We start from the raw sequence: 15994 nt of genomic DNA on the forward strand, positions 1-15994 counted from the left end.
ACGGCAGCCTGTCCACGGCCGCCGTTTCGTGAGAAAATGGAGAAAACTGGAAGGACCCGCTCAACGGGTAAGCCGGGTCGGGCCCAGTCACGTTTCTGCCTGTCGAATAGATGGCCGCGGATCATGGAACTTCTCGTCGCCCTTGGCCTTATCGCCCTCAAGATCGCATTGCTCATCGCAATGCTTCTACTCTTGCCTTTGCCGCTGACCTGGCTGGAGCGAAAGATTGCCGGTCACATGCAGCAGCGCATGGGTCCGATGCGCGTGGGGTGGCACGGCCTGCTGCAGCCGGTGGCTGACGGTATCAAGCTCCTGACGAAAGAGGATCATATCCCTGCCGAGGCAGATCGCTTCCTATTCAAGCTGGCGCCGATCCTGGCGCTCGCTCCGCCCTTTGTGGTTTTTGTCGCAATCCCCTTCGGCGAGACCGTCTCAGTGCTCAATGCAGAGATCACGCTCTACGTTTCCAACCTCAATGTGGCTCTGCTCTTCGTCTTCGCGGTCATCGGTCTGGAGGTCTATGGCGTCATCTTCGGCGGCTGGGCCGCCAACAGCAAATACGCCGTTCTCGGTAGCCTCAGGACCTGCGCACAGATGATCAGCTACGAAATCCCGATGGGTTTCGCGGTCGTCGGCGTCGTGATGCTCGCACGGTCGATGAGCCTGGTGGACATCGTGCGCGCCCAGAGTGATCTCTGGAACATCGTCTATCAGCCGATCGGGTTCTTCGTCTTCTTTGTTGCGGGATTGGCCGAAGCGCAGCGCATTCCCTTCGACCTGGCCGAAGCGGAAGGGGATCTCGGCGCAGGGTTCCATACCGAGTACAGCGGTATTCGTTTCGCGCTCTTCATGGTCAGCGAATACGTCATCGTGCTCCTGGTATCGGTCCTCTCCGTCATCCTGTTTTTTGGCGGCTGGAACGGTATTCTCATTCCGCTGCCGCCGCTTCTCTGGTTTGCGCTCAAGGTGGCATTCTTCATTTATGTTTTTATGTGGTTCCGTTTCACTTTGCCCCGCTATCGCTATGACCAACTGATGGCGATCGGATGGAAAGTCTTGCTTCCTCTGTCAATGGCGAACATAATTATCACTGGTATTGCTTTCACTTAGGAGCCAGGGCGGCTTGTCCACGCGCCTTCTAGGTTCGGTGTCGATCTGACGAAGATGCGTGCAGCAATCGAAGGGACTACAGCGACCCTCCCGCGTTGGAATAGACGCACGCCGCTGTAGAACGGCGCGACGATGTCACGCGTAGTCGACAGAGCTGGAACATGGATCGGCTGGGCGCTTTTTGCCGACCTGGCGAGCGCCTTTACGCTGACCTTTGGCTATATGTTCTCCAAGCCGGTGACCATGCAGTATCCGGACAAGGAGAAGTGGCTCCCCTATTCGCGCTATCGCGGCCATCACTTCCTCAAACGCGACGAAGAGGGCGAGATCAAGTGTGTCGCGTGCGAGCTTTGCGCTCGCATCTGCCCCTGCGACTGCATCGAAGTCGTTCCCTACGAGGACGAAAACGGCAACCGACACCCAGCAAAATTCGAGATCGACACGGCCCGGTGCCTGTTCTGCGGCCTGTGTGAAGACGCCTGCCCTGCGGACGCCATCGCACTTGGCCAGCAGTACGAATTCTCGAGTTTTTCGTCACGCGACCTCGTGATCGGACGCGACGATCTGCTCGAAAAACCTGGAAAGGCAATGACCGGCGGTGGTGTCGTCGCCGCACGCCTGAATACGGATGAGGACGTGCTGGTCGAAACGAGCGAACCGCGCGGATACAACTGGTGGCGCAATATCCGGCGAACGTGAGGAGCAGCAAACCGGGGCGCGCAGATAGGAGGCTCAGATGCTTGTCGGTGAAATCGTGAAGGATAAGGGTGCTGGAGTGATCGCAGTCGCTCCCGACCAGGCGATGGTGGAGATCCTGCGGCTCTTTCGTGACAACAATATCGGCTTCGTGGTCGTCAGCCACGCGCCCGGAAGGTACATGGGCACGGTCTCGGAACGGGATTGCTGCAATGCGCTTGCGGAATATGGGCCTGAGGCAGCGCTGATGCCGGTCGCCGAGATCATGAACCGCAACGTGGCGATCTGTTCGGCTGTCGATGGGCTGCCCCTGGTGATGTCGATCATGACCCAGAGACGGACACGTCATGTGCTGGTCATTGAGGAGGAGGCCATTGTCGGCGTCGTCAGCATCGGCGACGTGGTCAAGCACCGGCTCGACGAGGCGCAGCGCACGGAGCGGCACCTGCACGAATACATTGCCGGGGCCGGCTACCACTGAGAGTGGCTTTGCGCCCAGAGGTCGGGACGCGGGCCTTGCAGGGGCCTCGCGCGCACATCCTCATGCTCCTCGCCAGACCCGGTTCGTGCCCTCGATTGCGTGCGCTGTTTCTGCCTTGTGAACCTTAACCGGACACGGGTATTCACCTCGCCTCATCAAGCTGTTGAGGCGAAGAGACCGATAGTTTTCGGGAACAAAGACGAGCCCCTTGGGAAACGGCCTTTCGACCTTGAGCTGCGCTACCAGTTCACCGCGGGTTGAACGAACGACCACCTGATCGCCGTCCGAAAGGCGAAGCTCGGCCGCATTCTCAGCGCTCATCGCCACATAGGGATCGTTGGCGACCGTGTTCAGGATCTCCGAACGCTCGGTCAGATAGCCATTGTGGAACAGACAGTTGCCGGTGACGAGCATGAGCCCGTCGTGCGTCTGCAAAACGGTCGGCGGTGCGTGGAAGGCGCCCACCGGTGGCGTCGAGCCCTCTTTCGTGAAGGCACCGTCGGCACCAAGTCCGGCCCAGGTGAGCGCCTGATAGGCTGGTATCAGCCGGGCGATCTCATCGAGAACCTCGACATGCGTCGAAGGCTCCAATGTTTGGCCGCGCTCAGCTGCGACAAAATCGAAGATAGCGAGATTGTCCCGCGCCTCAAAGACTGGTTCCCGGAATTTGCGGACCTGCTGGATGCGCCCCTCGTTGTTGGTAAAGCTGCCGGGCTCTTCACCGTAGCCCGCCGCTGGCAAGACGACCTCGGCCAGTGCGGCCGTCTCGTTAAGGAAACTGTCCTGGACGATCAAGAGATCAGCAGCACCAAGGGCCCGCGCCATGAACTCTCTGTCCGGATAAGAGACCAGGGGGTCAGTTCCGACAAGGTAGAGCGCGCCCATTTGCCCAGCCACGCAGAGGTCCAGCATCCCGTCGAGATCAGCACCCGGCCCATGGGGGATTTCGGCGCCCCAGTTCCGGGCAAGAGCGGCGCGCGCCGTCTCGTCGACAACCGGCTGCAGCCCCGGCAAGCCGCTCGCCAGGGCCCCCATATCAAAGGCGCCCAGCTGGTTGGCGCGGTCGAAGAGGAACTGCAATGCTGGGGTCTTGCCGAGGAAGCGAAGCAGTTGCAAGAGATTGGTGAGTTGCTGCAACGCTCCCCGCGCGTCGGACGATCTCAGGAGGTCGACACTGACAAGCACGGTGACAGTGCCGCCTTCGTTAAGTGCTGCGGACAGGCGATCCGGTCCCTCGCCGCCATTGCCAGCCACCGGGCGGCCGCCTGCCACGCCGATCTCTGCAAGAGCGTCACCTGACAGTTTGTCACCGACGGCCGCAGCAAGTCCGGCAACCACGGCTGCAAGGCTCGCGACCTCTCCGCCGGGCGGCACACGAACCACAGCCTTAGCATCGGCGTCGAGGCGGGACGGTCGCGTCGAGAGCATGAGTAATCCAGTCCCGCGCCGCCTGGCGGCATCCCGCAGCAGATACTCGGTGACCGGGTTTTCCTCGGTCACGTTGCCGCCGATAACAAGCACGCGATCGGCGCCGATCACGTCCGTCAATGGTGCACGACTGTAGCCTGCCATCAGCGGGGCAAGCGCGTCGAAGGGGGTGGACCAGCGCGACGAGCAGTCGATGTTGTTGGTCGCAAAGACGGTGCGCATGAGCTTCTGGAACTGATAGAGCACTTCATTGGGCAGGCGCGGCGAGACAAGTCCGCCGGAAGCCTTGCTTTCGACCGCTGCTAGCCGCCGGCGCAGATAGTCTCCTGCTTCGTCCCAGGAAACCGGCACAAGAGTGCCGTCGCGGCGGATCATCGGTCGTTTGATCCGATCATGCCCTTCGATGAAGTCAAGGCCGAAACGGCCGCGTGCGCAGAGCGTTTCGCGGTTGACGCCGTGTTCCTCCTTGGACCGGACACGCATGAATTCGCCCTTGCGCGCGCCGACGGTCAGCTGACATCCCGTGCCGCAATGCGGGCAGATCGTGTCGACCTCGGCGAGATCCCAGGGCCGAGCCTTATAGCGATAGGGAAAGCTCATCAGCGCGCCGACCGGACAGACTTCGATGCAGTTGCCACACTGGTCGCAACTGGCAAGACTGCCCTCAAACCCGGTGACGGCCGTATCCATGCCTTTCTCGACGGTCCCAAGGGCGACCGCGCCGACGACCTCCTCGCACATGCGCACGCAGCGCTGGCACTGGATACAGCGGTTGACGTTCATGATGACGACCGGGCTCAGGCGAATGTCGCGAGAATGGAAGACGCGCTTGGGATCGTGAAAGCGGCTTCTCCCCGGGCCATAGGCCATCACCATGTCCTGAAGCTCGCATTCGCCACCCTTGTCGCAGATCGGACAGTCGAGCGGGTGGTTGGCAAGCAGCATGTCCAGCATGGACGAACGTGTTTCATCAATCAGTGGCGTATCCGTTCGCACGACCATGCCTTCAGTGACGGCTGTGGCGCAGGACGGCTGTAGCCGCCGCAGTCCCTCGATCTCGATGAGACACATGCGGCAGGAGGCAAGCGGCGGCAGGCGCTTCAAGTAGCAGAAGGTCGGAATTTCGATGCCCAAGCGCTGAGCGGCCTGCAACACAGTCGAGCCGGCCGCAACTTCCAGTGTTTGCCCGTTGATCGTAACGCTCACCATGACTTACTCGCCCGCGCTAGAGCGCTCCTCAGTGGAACGGACACTTCCGCTCCTCGATATGGGCGACGAACTCCTGGCGGAAATGCGCAAGCGAGGCCCGCAACCCCATCGCAGCACCGTCACCCAAAGCACAAAACGTATTGCCGAAAATGCCCTTGCAGAGCATGTCCAGCTGCTCCATGTCGCCGGGGGCTCCCTCGCCCGCCTCGATCCGGCGCAGCACTTTCACAACCCAGTTCAACCCCTCGCGGCAGGGTGTGCACTTGCCGCAGGACTCGTGGTGAAAGAACTCGATGATGCGGGTGGCGACCTTGACCATGCAGGTCGTGTCGTCGACGACGATCACGCCTGCCGAACCCAGCATCGTGCCGGCAGCAGCAAGCGAGTCAAAGTCCATTCCGACGTCTAGCCCCTTCTCCGGGATCACCGGTGCGGAAACACCACCTGGTATTACCGCCTTGATCTTGCGACCGGCCGGCGGCCCGCCGGCATGGTCCTCGACCAGTTCTCGAAGCGGGATCCCCATCGGCAGTTCGTAAAGCCCGGGCATGCGCACCTGCCCGCTGACGCAGTAGAGCTTCGGGCCGGGGCTCTTTTCGGGTCCAATACCGCGGAACCAGTCAGGGCCGCGCGCCACGATATGCGGTACGCAGACCAGCGTCTCGACATTGTTGATGACAGTTGGGCTCGCATAGAGCCCCGCAACCGCCGGAAATGGCGGTTTCAGGCGCGGCTGCGCCCTCTTCCCCTCGAGGGAGTCGAGCATTGCGGTCTCTTCGCCACAGATATAGGCACCAGCACCGCAATGGACGTGGACGACGAAATTGAAGTCCGAGCCGAGTATCCGCGTTCCAAGATAGCCTTTGGCTTTGGCCTCGGCGATCGCCTGTTCCAGCCGCCTGATCGCCAGCACATACTCTCCGCGAACATAGACATAGGCGACCTCGGCTCCGATCGCATAGGCACTGATCGCCATGCCCTCGACCAACTGGTGCGGGTCGCGCTCCATGACGATCCGGTCCTTGAAGGTGCCAGGCTCCCCTTCGTCGGCGTTACAGCAGAGATACTTCGGCTTGTCGGCGCGCTTGGGGACGAAACTCCACTTCATACCGGTCGGAAACCCGGCTCCGCCGCGGCCACGCAGGTTCGACCGCTTGATGAGATCGATGATCTCGTCGGGCGTATGTTCCTTGAGGGCTTTGTGAAGCCCTCGGTAGCCGCCGCCGGCCTCATAGGTCGAAAGAAGATGTCCATCCTGCACGTTCACATTCTTCAGAAGAACCGGTTCGTACATGGTTATTCCCCCGGCGGTTCGACGGCCGCGAGATCGGCGCCGGCCGCGTGCGGAACCATGGCGCGCAGCCGGGCAAGGAGTGTGTCGATCCGCTCGATGTCGAGATTGCCGTGATAGTCGTCGCCGACCTGCATGACCGGAGCCATTTCACAGGCGCCTAGGCATTCGACCGTCGAGAGCGTGAACAGCCCATCCCCGGTCGTGCCTCCCTTCTTGATCCCGAGCACGTTCTCCAGATGCGTCAGCAGATCCTCGGATCGCCGCAGCATGCAGGAGACATTGTCGCAGAGCTGTAGGTGGAACTTGCCCACCGGCTCGGTATGGAAGAGCGTGTAGAAAGTTGCGAGCTCGTAGACCCAGATCCGCTCGACGCCGAGGATTTCGGCGACCTCTTCCAGCACCGGGCCGGGCAGATGGCCATGTTCGCGCTGCGCGATCAAAAGTGCGGGCATGATCGCCGAGCGCTGGTCGGGATACCGCGCCGCCGCCTGTTCGATCTTCTCGCGCATCGCCATCACGTCCAAATCTCCGCTACTTGTCGACCTCCGCCATCACAGGATCGAGGCTGCCGAGCACGGCGATCATGTCCGCCAGATAGCGGGCGTTCGTGACGCCGAAGACGCCTTGAAGGTTGACGAATGAGGGTGCCCTGACCTTCATGCGGAACGGTTTCGGCGATCCGTCGCTGATGATGTAGAAGCCGAGCTCCCCCTTAGGCGCTTCGATTGCCGAATAGACCTCGCCCTTCGGCACGCTGAAGCCATACGCCGACAGGTCGAAATGCTGGATCAGGGCCTCCATCGAGCAATGCACACGCTCCTTGTCGACGGGGAAGGCAATCGTCGGCATGTCGACCTGGAACGGCCCCTCGGGCATCTGGTCGATGCATTGTTCGATGATCCGCATGCTTTCACGCATCTCATCGACCCGGCATCGCCAGCGCGCATAACAATCGCCTTCGTCGCGCGTGATGACATTGAAATCGAGCCGGTCGTAGATCTCGTAGGGCTCGTCACGACGGATGTCCCAGTCGACGCCGGAAGCACGCAGGTTCGGACCGCTGAGCCCGAGATCGATGGCGTCTTCGGCGGTGATGACGCCGATCCCTTGGGTGCGTTTGAGGAACACCCGGTTGTCTTCGAGCAGCCGCTCATAGTCGCGGATCCGGTTTGGGAAGATGTCGCAGAACTCCCTGATCTTTGCGAAGAACCCGTCAGGCAGATCCTCGCGAACGCCACCGACCCGGCAGAAGGAGGTGTGCATGCGCGCACCGGTGACCATTTCCAGGAGATCCATGATCATTTCGCGCTCGCGCATGACGTAAAGCAGCGCGGTCATGGCGCCGAGATCCATCGGCAGTGCGCCGGTGATCAAAAGATGACCGGAGATGCGCGCGAGTTCCGCCATCATCACGCGGATATATTGCGCCCGGATCGGGGCCTCGATGCCGAGCAGCTTCTCCACCGCGAGCGCGAAAGCCAGGTTGTTCGAGGGCGGGCAGAGGTAGTCGAGCCTGTCGGTCAGCGGGAAAATCTGCGTATAGGTAAAGCTTTCTGCCAGTTTTTCCGTGCCGCGATGCAGGTAGCCGATATGGGGGTCCACCCGCTTGACATACTCGCCGTCCAGTTCGAGCACGAGCCGGAGGACCCCATGGGTGCTGGGGTGTTGGGGTCCGAGATTGAGAAGCACTTCCTTGCTGTTGAGCGCTTCTCCTTCCGGCCTCGTGAGCTCGGTGACTTCGGTCATCTCAACTTTCCGGTATCGATCGGTCTCCCTGGTTCATGTGATTTCGGGTCGGTCCGAAAGGAAACCGCCCGCACCTTTCCTCCTATGGAATGTTCCGGGTGGCGAGGTCGGGCTGGGTCGGCGGCGGACCTTCCGCGCCAAACGGGTTCAGCTTGTCCTTGTACCCCTTAAGCGGGAAATCCTTGCGCTGGGGAAAGCCCTCAAAGCCCTCCCACATATAGATCCGGCGCAAGTCGGGATGCCCCTGGAACCGGATGCCATACATGTCCCAGGCTTCGCGCTCATGCCAGTTGGCCGTGCGCCAGACCCCGGTGACCGAGGGAACCTCGGGCGGATCGCCAAGTCGACACTTGATGCGGACACGCCAGCGGTTGGGCAGCGAATAGAGATGGTACACCGCCTCAAAGCGCGGCGTTTCGGGATAATGGTCAACGCCGCAGATGTCTGAAAGGAAGTTGAACCTGAACTCGGGTTGGTCCTTCAGGAACCGGCAGAATTCGACGATCTTTTCGGGCGGAACCACAAAGACATCAATGCCATGCGCAGTGCCGAGATCCTCGATCGTCGCCCCGAAGCGCTCCAGGATCAAAGCGCGATTGAGAGACGGTTCGACACTCATGACGCCGCCACCCGATCGAGAGGCGTTCCGGCAAGCGCGCGGGACTTCTTGATCTTTTCTTGCAATAGCAGGAAGCCATGCATCAGCGCCTCAGGCCGTGGCGGACAGCCGGGCACGTGCACATCGACCGGCACGAAGGTTTCAGACCCTTGCACCACGGCATAGGTGTTGTAGACACCCCCCGAAATGGCGCAGGTCCCCATGGCGATCACCCAGCGCGGCTCCGGCATCTGATCGTAAAGCCGCCGGACGACGGGCGCGAACTTCCGGGTCACCGTGCCGGCGATGATCATCACGTCGGACTGCCGCGGCGAAGGGCGAAACACCACGCCGAACCGGTCGAGGTCGTAGCGCGCGCACCCCGCCGAGATCATTTCGATGGCACAGCAGGCGATGCCGAAGGTCTCGGGCCACAGGGCCGACCTTCGGCTCCAATTGATGACGCTCTCGGCCGTGGTGAACAGCACACTGTCCTGGATCGTGTTTCCTACTCCTCCCATTCCAGCGCTCCCTTCAGCCAGGCGTAGGCAAAACCCACGAGAAGCAGCACGATGAAGACGAACATTTCGAGATAAGCGACGAGACCAATCTCTTTGAGGACGACTGCCCAGGGGAAGAGAAACATCGCCTCGACATCGAAGACGACGAGGAGGATCGCAAGGATGAAGAACTGCACCCTGAAGCGTCCCCCGGCTGCCTCGCCTGCCGGGTCCATGCCGCATTCATAGGGCATGTTCTTTTCGGGATAGGGATTGGACGGCCGCAGTAGCGAGGAAACAAAAAGCGTCGCCCCCACCACCAGAACAATTCCGGCGATCATGAAAAGAACCGGCAGGAAATCCGCTGCAGACATATCGCGCAGCCCGGTCACCATCGGGGGCGTTGCTCAAGCCGCGATCGGCTCTTTCGGGCCGGTAACGCGGCCGCCCAGTAGGCGGCTAAGGGCATTCCTTTCCTAAACTGCTAGTTTATTCTGTCGGATAGGCCAATGCAAATGCGATCGCTCAGCCGCCGAAGGCCGACTGCTGGGCGAGCTTCAGAAACCACGCCGGAAACAGGCCGATGCCAATCGTGCCGGCGGCGGTGACGGCGAGTGCGGCACCGACCAGGGGCGTCAGGGCTGGCTCGAACGCCCGCACCGGTTCGCGCATGAACATCACCATGACGATGCGGATGTAGAAATAGGCGGCGACGGCGCTCAGGAGCACCGCGATCACGGCCAAAAGGACGAAACCACGCTCGACGAGCGCGATCAGCACGTAGAACTTGGCAAAGAAGCCTGCTGTCGGTGGAATGCCCGCCAGCGAAAACAGATAGAGCAACATCAACAGCGCCAGCCCCGGATGCAGCTTGGCGAAGCCGGAATAGTCCTCAATGACTTCGCCCGAGAAATTGCCGTTGCGCATCATGATGACCGCGCCGAAGATGCCAAGGTTCATGAAAGTGTAAATCAGAAGGTAGAGCATCACGCTGGCGATCCCGTCCGCACCGCCGGCCACAATGCCCAAAATGGCAAAGCCGGCATGGGCGATACTGGAATAGGCGAGCAGGCGCTTGAAGTTATCCTGCACCAGCGCCACGAAACTTCCGAGCGCCATCGTCACCACCGCGACAACGGCCAATATGATCCAGACGTTGGAACTTGCGACCAACGGGTTGAGGAACACCCTGAGGATCACCGCGAAGCCTGCCGCCTTGGGCCCGACGGACATGAAGGCGGTAATCGTCGTCGGGGCACCTTCGTAGACATCCGGCACCCACATATGGAACGGCACCGCGCCAATCTTGAAGACCAGCCCCGCGACGATGAACACGACCGCCAGAAGCAAACCCGGATCGAGCGGATCATTGCTGACTGCCGTCGCCATCCGATCCAGTTGCGTCGTGCCGGTAAGGCCATAGACCAGCGAAACACCATAAAGGAAAATCCCGGTCGAGATGGCGCCGAGGATGACGTATTTGAGCGCCGCCTCGTTTGAGCGTTGTTCACGCCGAAGGAAGCCGGTCAGCACGTAGGTGCACAGCACCATCAGTTCGAGGCCGACATAGATCGACAGGAGATCGGTCGCAGACGCCATGATCATCATGCCGGCAAGCGCAAGCAGCAGCAGGACATAGTATTCGCTGCCGCCGATCCCTTCGATATCGGCATAGTTTCGCGAGAGCAGGAACGTGAGCAGGATCGACAGGTAGAACAGCGATTTGAAGAAGATGGAGAAGGGGTCGGCGACGAACATGCCCGCATAGGCCGGCTGCGCCTCTCCTGACAGCGTGAATGTCGCCAGGGCGGCAAGCAGCACGACCGCGACCGACGCCCACACAAGAAGAGCGCCCTTTCCCTTCGGCAAGAGTTGTCCGCCAATCAACAGGATGCATGACCCGACAATCACGATGATTTCGGGCAGGCTTACAAGGATCGACGCAAGGAGCGTTGCGGCGGTCATGGGCCGTTCCCCCTGTCGTGGACCTGCTGCAAAAGATGCGTGACCGAGCTGTCGATGATGGCGAGAAAGGGCTTGGGGTAGAACCCGACCCAAAGCACGAAGACGGCAAGCGGCAGGATCGCCACCAGTTCGCGGCCATTGACGTCACGAACCTTGAACCGCGCGCCGACGGTTGCCGGACCGAGCGCCACCTTCCGGTACATGCCAAGCAGATAGGCCGCGCTCAGCAATGCGCCCGATACGGCGACTGCGCCAAGGGTGAGGTTGGCCGCAAACCCGCCCGACAGCACCAGCAACTCGCCCACGAACGCGTTCGTTCCCGGCAACGCCATCGACGACAGCACGAACAGCGCCAGAAATCCGGTGTAAACGGGAGCCACCTTCATCAAGCCGCCATAGTCGGCGATGCTGCGGGTGTGGGTGCGCTCGTAGATCAGGCCGACGAACAGAAAGAGCGCGCCGGTCGTCACGCCGTGATTGAACATCTGCAGGATGCTGCCTTGAAGCCCGAGCGGGTTGAGGGCGAAAATCCCAAGCGTCACGAAGCCCATATGGCTGATGCTGGAATAGGCCACCAGCTTCTTCAAGTCGTCCTGCGCCAAGGCAAGCAGCCCGCCATAAACGATCGCGAGTGCCGAGAGCGCCATCATCAAGGTCGAATAATAGACTGAAGCCTCCGGCAGCATCGGCAGCGAGAACCTCAGGAACCCATAGGCCCCCATCTTCAGGAGTACACCGGCAAGGATGATGCTGCCGGCCGTCGGAGCCTGCACATGGGCGTCCGGCAGCCAGGTATGGAGCGGGACCATCGGCACCTTGACCGCGAATGCGACGAGGAAGGCAAAAAACAGCCAGGATTGAATGTCGAACGGCAGGTCGAGTGCCATCAAGGCGAGGATGTCGAACGTCCTGCCACCTTCGAAGTAAAGAACGATGACGCCGATCAGGAACAGGAGGCTGCCCGCCAGGGTGTAGAGGAAGAACTTGAACGCCGCATAGACCCGGCCATCGCCGCCCCAGACCCCGATGATCAGATACATCGGGATCAGCATCGCCTCCCAGCAGACATAGAACAGAAACAGGTCGAGCGCCGTGAATACACCCAACATCAGGGTCTGCATGGCGAGCAGGCAGACCATGAACTGCTTCACTTTGCGGTCGATGGCGATCCATGAGGCGAGCACCGAGACAGAGCCCAAAAGCGCGGTCAGGAACACGAAGAGCGCGCTGATCCCGTCGACGCCGAGCGCAAAGGTTATGCCAAGCGCCGGCACCCACGGGTGCTTCTCGACGAACTGCATCTCTGGGCTCCCGGTATTAAAACCGGAAAGCATTGCAATGGCGAGCGCCACGTCGAGCAAGGTGAAGCCGAGCGCTGCCCACCGCACCGCCTCATCGCTGCGCAGAAGCATCACGACCGCCGCCCCGGCGGCAGGTATGAAGACGATCAGGCTGAGCAGCGGGAACGCCATCACACCCCCTACTGCCACACGACGGCAAAAACAGTGATCGCCGCGATCACGCCGGCGATCATCGCCAGCGCGTAGTGGGTGACCATGCCGGTCTGCAACCGCCGCAACGCGCCACCGCCAGCAAGGATGGCGCGGGCAAGCCCGTTCACCGCCGCATCGACGCCGTTTAGATCCACCCGCAGTCCGGCGCGCGCCGTCCCGTGCAGGAGCGGCAGGACCAGAGTGTCGGACACATTGCTCACTGCCTTTTCGTATCGCGCCAGCGGTTTCTCGGCGAGCCACAGGAAGGCTCGCGCCCCCTTGCGGTAGAACCAGTCCGTATCGATGCTGATGGTATTTTCCGGATCGAGCGCTTTCAGGAAGAGCACGAAGCCCAGTGCGGTAAACATCAGCAGACCGAGGCTCTCGGTGACATGCGCGCCCGTATAGGGCTCGAAGGCGACCGGATAGGGAAGGAGCGCATAGAGCGGTCCCGGGAACACGCCAATCGCGATGCAGAGCACTGCCGCCATACCCATCGCAACCAGCATGTTACTGGGCGGCTCGCGCGCCTCCAGCTTTCGATCAGGCCCGAAAAACATGTAGTACGGTAGCTTGAGGCCCGTGTGCAGGAACGTGCCTGCCGATGCCATCGTGAGTACCAGAACCACGAGTGCCCTGTGATCCTGACCGGCGGCGGCGATCACCATCGACTTGGTGACGAAACCCGAGAAGAACGGAAAGGCTGAGATCGCGAAGGCGCCAACCATATAGAGCGCCACCGTCAGCGGCATGGTTTTGTAGAGCCCGCCGAGCTCGGTCAGTTTCCGCCGTCCGGTGACCTCAATCACCGCCCCTGCCCCCATGAAGAGAAGCGCCTTGTAAAGGATGTGTGCGAAGGCATGGCTGGTGGCTCCATTTACCGCCATTTCAGTGCCGATCCCGATGCCCGCCACCATGTAACCCACCTGGCTGACGATGTGATAGGCGAGAAGCCGCCGACAATCGTTTTCCAACACCGCGTAGATGACGCCGTAGAGTGCCATCGCAGCACCGAGCCAGACGAGAAGCTCGGTCCCCGGGAATGCGCGCGCCAGCACGTAGACGGCCGTCTTGGTGGTGAAGGCGCTCATGAACACCGCCCCTGTAACGGTCGCTTCGGGATAGGCGTCCGTCAGCCAGGCGTTCAGCGGCGGCACCGCGGCATTCAACAAAAAGCCCGCAAGGATCAGATAGCCGCCAATATCCATTGCTCCCGCGGCACCGCCTCCGGCGATCGGACCGAAGAGCAACGAACCGGCGGCGAACCCGTGGAGCACGATGCCACCAAGCAGAGCGACGCCGCCCGTGACGTGCACCATCAGATAGCGGAAGGCCGCACGGATCGCGCGTTCGCCCCCTTGCGCAAAGACCAGATAGGCAGAGGCGAACGCCATGCCCTCCCAGAAGAGGTAGAGGGTCAGATAGTGACCGGCAAACACCACACCGAGCGCACTGCCGACATAGACGAAGGCCGCCACATGCTGACCTGCCCGCGGCAGATGCAGCGCGTAAACCATGCCGATCAGCGCCATGATGGTGAAGACGGTGGCAAAGACGATGCTGAGCTTGTCGACCTTTGCAAACAGGATTTCCTGCCCGAAGACGCGCGCCGCGCCATAACTGCCTGGCTCCATCGTCAACACCGCGACGATGGCCAGAGCAGGAACGAGCACCAGAAAGACCTTGCGGACCGATCCCTTCAGGAACGGGATTGGCACGGCGCCGAGAATGAACAGGATGCCGGGATGGACGAAGTCAATCATAGTAGTCCTCGCGCCGCATGAGGCCGACTTGGTGGCCGAGGAACTTTGAGACGAAAATGATGAGCACGCAGGAGCCGAAACCATAAGCCGCCGACCAGCCGGGCAAGCGGTCCCACAGATATTCGGCGTGGTCGCGCGGCACCAGGAAATCGGCGACGACGATCAGAACGAGCACGAGATAGAACAACCGGCGGCGAGACCGCGCATAGCGCTCGTCGCCAAAGAAATCGACGATGTTCCTGATCATCTGACCACTCCTTCCGCCAAGGCGATGAAATAACCTGGGAAGATGCCCATCAGCACCGACAGGGCAGCGGTCGCCACCAGCGGGATCGTTACCAGCGGAATTTCACGGACAGGTTCTGCCTCTCCCGGCGCCTCTGTTCCGAAAAAGGCGATATAGCTTACCGGCAGGAAGTAGGCAGCGTTGAGGACCGAGCTTGCCAGGAGGACGACGAGGAAAGCCATCTCGCCTGCTTCGACCGAGCCGAGCGCCAGATACCACTTGCTGACGAAGCCCGCTGTTGGCGGCACGCCGATCATGCTCAGCGAAGCGACGAAAAAGGCTCCCATTGTCCAGGGCAGCCGGCGGCCGATGCCGGCCATGTCGCTGATGTTTCGTTTTCCCGAGGCACAGTAGATCGATCCGGCGCAGAAGAAGAGCGTGATCTTGGAGAAGGCGTGCACGGCGATATGAATGATGCCGCCGATCATCGCGACCGGAGACAAAAGCACAGCACCCAGCACCACGTAGGAGAGCTGGCTCACCGTCGAATAGGCAAGCCGAGCCTTCAGGTCGTCGCGGGTCAGAGCATAGATCGACGCCATAAGGATGGTGAAGGAGACGAGATAGGCCGTTGCGATGCCGAGCCCCAGCCTTGCGACCAGATCCACGCCGAAGACATCGAACACCAAGCGCAGCAGGCAAAACACGCCCATCTTGACCACGGCCACTGCATGCAAGAGCGCGCTCACCGGCGTCGGTGCAACCATTGCGGCGGGCAGCCAGGCGTGCATCGGCATCACGGCGGCCTTGGCGAAGCCGAAAAGGTAGCAGAAATAGACAACCGTCAGCAGCGTCGACGAAGCGTCCACTTTCGCCAACAGGCCCCCGGGCACAAAGTCGAGCGATCCGGCAATCTGGTAGGTCAGCGCCAGCGCGGCAAGAAGCACGCTTTTCGATGCGCCCATCAGGTAGACAAGATACTTTCGGCTGCCTGCCCAGGCTTCTTCGTCCTCGTGATGGCAGACGAGCGGATAGGTCACGAGGCTCAGCGCCTCGTAGAAGATCACCAGTGTGAACAGATTGGCCGCGAAGGCACCCCCGACGGCGGCGGCGAGACTGGCGGCGAAGCAGGCGAAGAAGCGGGTCTGCGCGTGCTCGTTCAGGTGCCGCATGTAGCCGATGGAATAGACCGCTGCGACGATCCAAAGGAGCGACGACACGGTGGCAAACACCATGCCGAGCGCATCGACACGGAAAGCGAAGGCGATGCCCGGCAGGATCTCGAACAGGCGGAGATCGAGCGTACCACCCGAAAGCACCGTGGGTGCCATTGAGATGACGATCGCGAACATGACGACCGCGGCAAGCGGCGAGACGGCATCCCGAATTTTGTCGTGCTTGTTCAAAAGGAGAACTGCCAGTGCCGCCAGCCCTGCGACGGCGACGGCAAGTAGCGGCCGGATTGATAGCACCGGATCCAAGCCG

Annotated in this window: 15 protein-coding genes; 3 read left to right on the forward strand and 12 right to left on the reverse strand. The window is 61.2% G+C overall.

What is annotated here, in order from left to right; translation table 11 throughout:
* Nucleotides 1–123 precede the first annotated feature (123 nt).
* The 3 genes from nuoH (at nt 124) to ASE71_RS24255 (ending at nt 2287) form a co-directional block, all read left to right on the forward strand.
* A complete protein-coding gene (gene nuoH / locus ASE71_RS24245; RefSeq protein WP_060517288.1) occupies nt 124–1110 on the forward strand; it encodes an NADH-quinone oxidoreductase subunit NuoH in 987 nt (328 codons plus the stop codon).
* 132 nt (nt 1111–1242) lie between these two features.
* Entirely contained in the window at nt 1243–1809 is a 567-nt protein-coding gene (locus tag ASE71_RS24250; protein WP_060517290.1) for an NADH-quinone oxidoreductase subunit I, read from the forward strand.
* A gap of 37 nt (nt 1810–1846) precedes the next feature.
* Entirely contained in the window at nt 1847–2287 is a 441-nt protein-coding gene (locus ASE71_RS24255; protein WP_029742557.1) for a CBS domain-containing protein, read from the forward strand.
* A 60-nt stretch (nt 2288–2347) separates the two neighbouring features.
* Here ASE71_RS24255 and nuoG read toward each other — a convergent pair whose 3' ends face one another.
* From nuoG to ASE71_RS24315, 12 genes are all read right to left on the reverse strand, one after another.
* Nucleotides 2348–4924 carry an NADH-quinone oxidoreductase subunit NuoG gene (gene nuoG / locus ASE71_RS24260; RefSeq protein ID WP_060517292.1) on the reverse strand — a complete coding sequence of 859 codons (2577 nt, stop codon included), beginning with the start codon at nt 4922–4924 and terminating at the stop codon, nt 2348–2350.
* 28 nt (nt 4925–4952) lie between these two features.
* Nucleotides 4953–6218, reverse strand: a complete 1266-nt coding sequence (gene nuoF / locus ASE71_RS24265; RefSeq protein ID WP_060517294.1) for an NADH-quinone oxidoreductase subunit NuoF — start codon at nt 6216–6218, stop codon at nt 4953–4955.
* A gap of 2 nt (nt 6219–6220) precedes the next feature.
* Complete coding sequence (gene nuoE / locus ASE71_RS24270) at nt 6221–6733, reverse strand: NADH-quinone oxidoreductase subunit NuoE (protein WP_060517296.1); 513 nt, start codon at nt 6731–6733, stop codon at nt 6221–6223.
* 16 nt (nt 6734–6749) lie between these two features.
* Nucleotides 6750–7964 carry an NADH dehydrogenase (quinone) subunit D gene (gene nuoD, locus ASE71_RS24275; protein WP_060517298.1) on the reverse strand — a complete coding sequence of 405 codons (1215 nt, stop codon included), beginning with the start codon at nt 7962–7964 and terminating at the stop codon, nt 6750–6752.
* An 82-nt stretch (nt 7965–8046) separates the two neighbouring features.
* Complete coding sequence (locus tag ASE71_RS24280; protein WP_060517299.1) at nt 8047–8583, reverse strand: NADH-quinone oxidoreductase subunit C; 537 nt, start codon at nt 8581–8583, stop codon at nt 8047–8049.
* Nucleotides 8580–9083 carry a NuoB/complex I 20 kDa subunit family protein gene (locus ASE71_RS24285; protein WP_060517302.1) on the reverse strand — a complete coding sequence of 168 codons (504 nt, stop codon included), beginning with the start codon at nt 9081–9083 and terminating at the stop codon, nt 8580–8582. The genes ASE71_RS24280 and ASE71_RS24285 overlap by 4 nt, the downstream gene beginning before the upstream one ends.
* Nucleotides 9071–9436: an NADH-quinone oxidoreductase subunit A gene (locus tag ASE71_RS24290; RefSeq protein WP_029742550.1), complete on the reverse strand. Its 366-nt coding sequence runs from the start codon at nt 9434–9436 to the stop codon at nt 9071–9073. The genes ASE71_RS24285 and ASE71_RS24290 overlap by 13 nt, the downstream gene beginning before the upstream one ends.
* A gap of 151 nt (nt 9437–9587) precedes the next feature.
* Nucleotides 9588–11027 carry an NADH-quinone oxidoreductase subunit N gene (locus tag ASE71_RS24295; protein WP_060517304.1) on the reverse strand — a complete coding sequence of 480 codons (1440 nt, stop codon included), beginning with the start codon at nt 11025–11027 and terminating at the stop codon, nt 9588–9590.
* Nucleotides 11024–12499, reverse strand: coding sequence for an NADH-quinone oxidoreductase subunit M (locus ASE71_RS24300; RefSeq protein WP_060517305.1), 1476 nt, complete (start codon nt 12497–12499; stop codon nt 11024–11026). Before ASE71_RS24300 ends, ASE71_RS24295 begins: the two co-directional genes overlap by 4 nt.
* Nucleotides 12500–12507: 8 nt before the next feature.
* Entirely contained in the window at nt 12508–14283 is a 1776-nt protein-coding gene (locus ASE71_RS24305) for a Na(+)/H(+) antiporter subunit D (RefSeq protein ID WP_060517308.1), read from the reverse strand.
* Nucleotides 14276–14530: a hypothetical protein gene (locus ASE71_RS24310; protein ID WP_060517310.1), complete on the reverse strand. Its 255-nt coding sequence runs from the start codon at nt 14528–14530 to the stop codon at nt 14276–14278. Before ASE71_RS24310 ends, ASE71_RS24305 begins: the two co-directional genes overlap by 8 nt.
* Nucleotides 14527–15990, reverse strand: coding sequence for a monovalent cation/H+ antiporter subunit D family protein (locus tag ASE71_RS24315; RefSeq protein ID WP_060517312.1), 1464 nt, complete (start codon nt 15988–15990; stop codon nt 14527–14529). Before ASE71_RS24315 ends, ASE71_RS24310 begins: the two co-directional genes overlap by 4 nt.
* Between the last annotated feature and the right edge of the window lie 4 nt (nt 15991–15994).

Source organism: Ensifer sp. Root954, from assembly GCF_001429005.1.
Taxonomy (GTDB): Bacteria; Pseudomonadota; Alphaproteobacteria; order Rhizobiales; family Rhizobiaceae; genus Ensifer; species Ensifer adhaerens.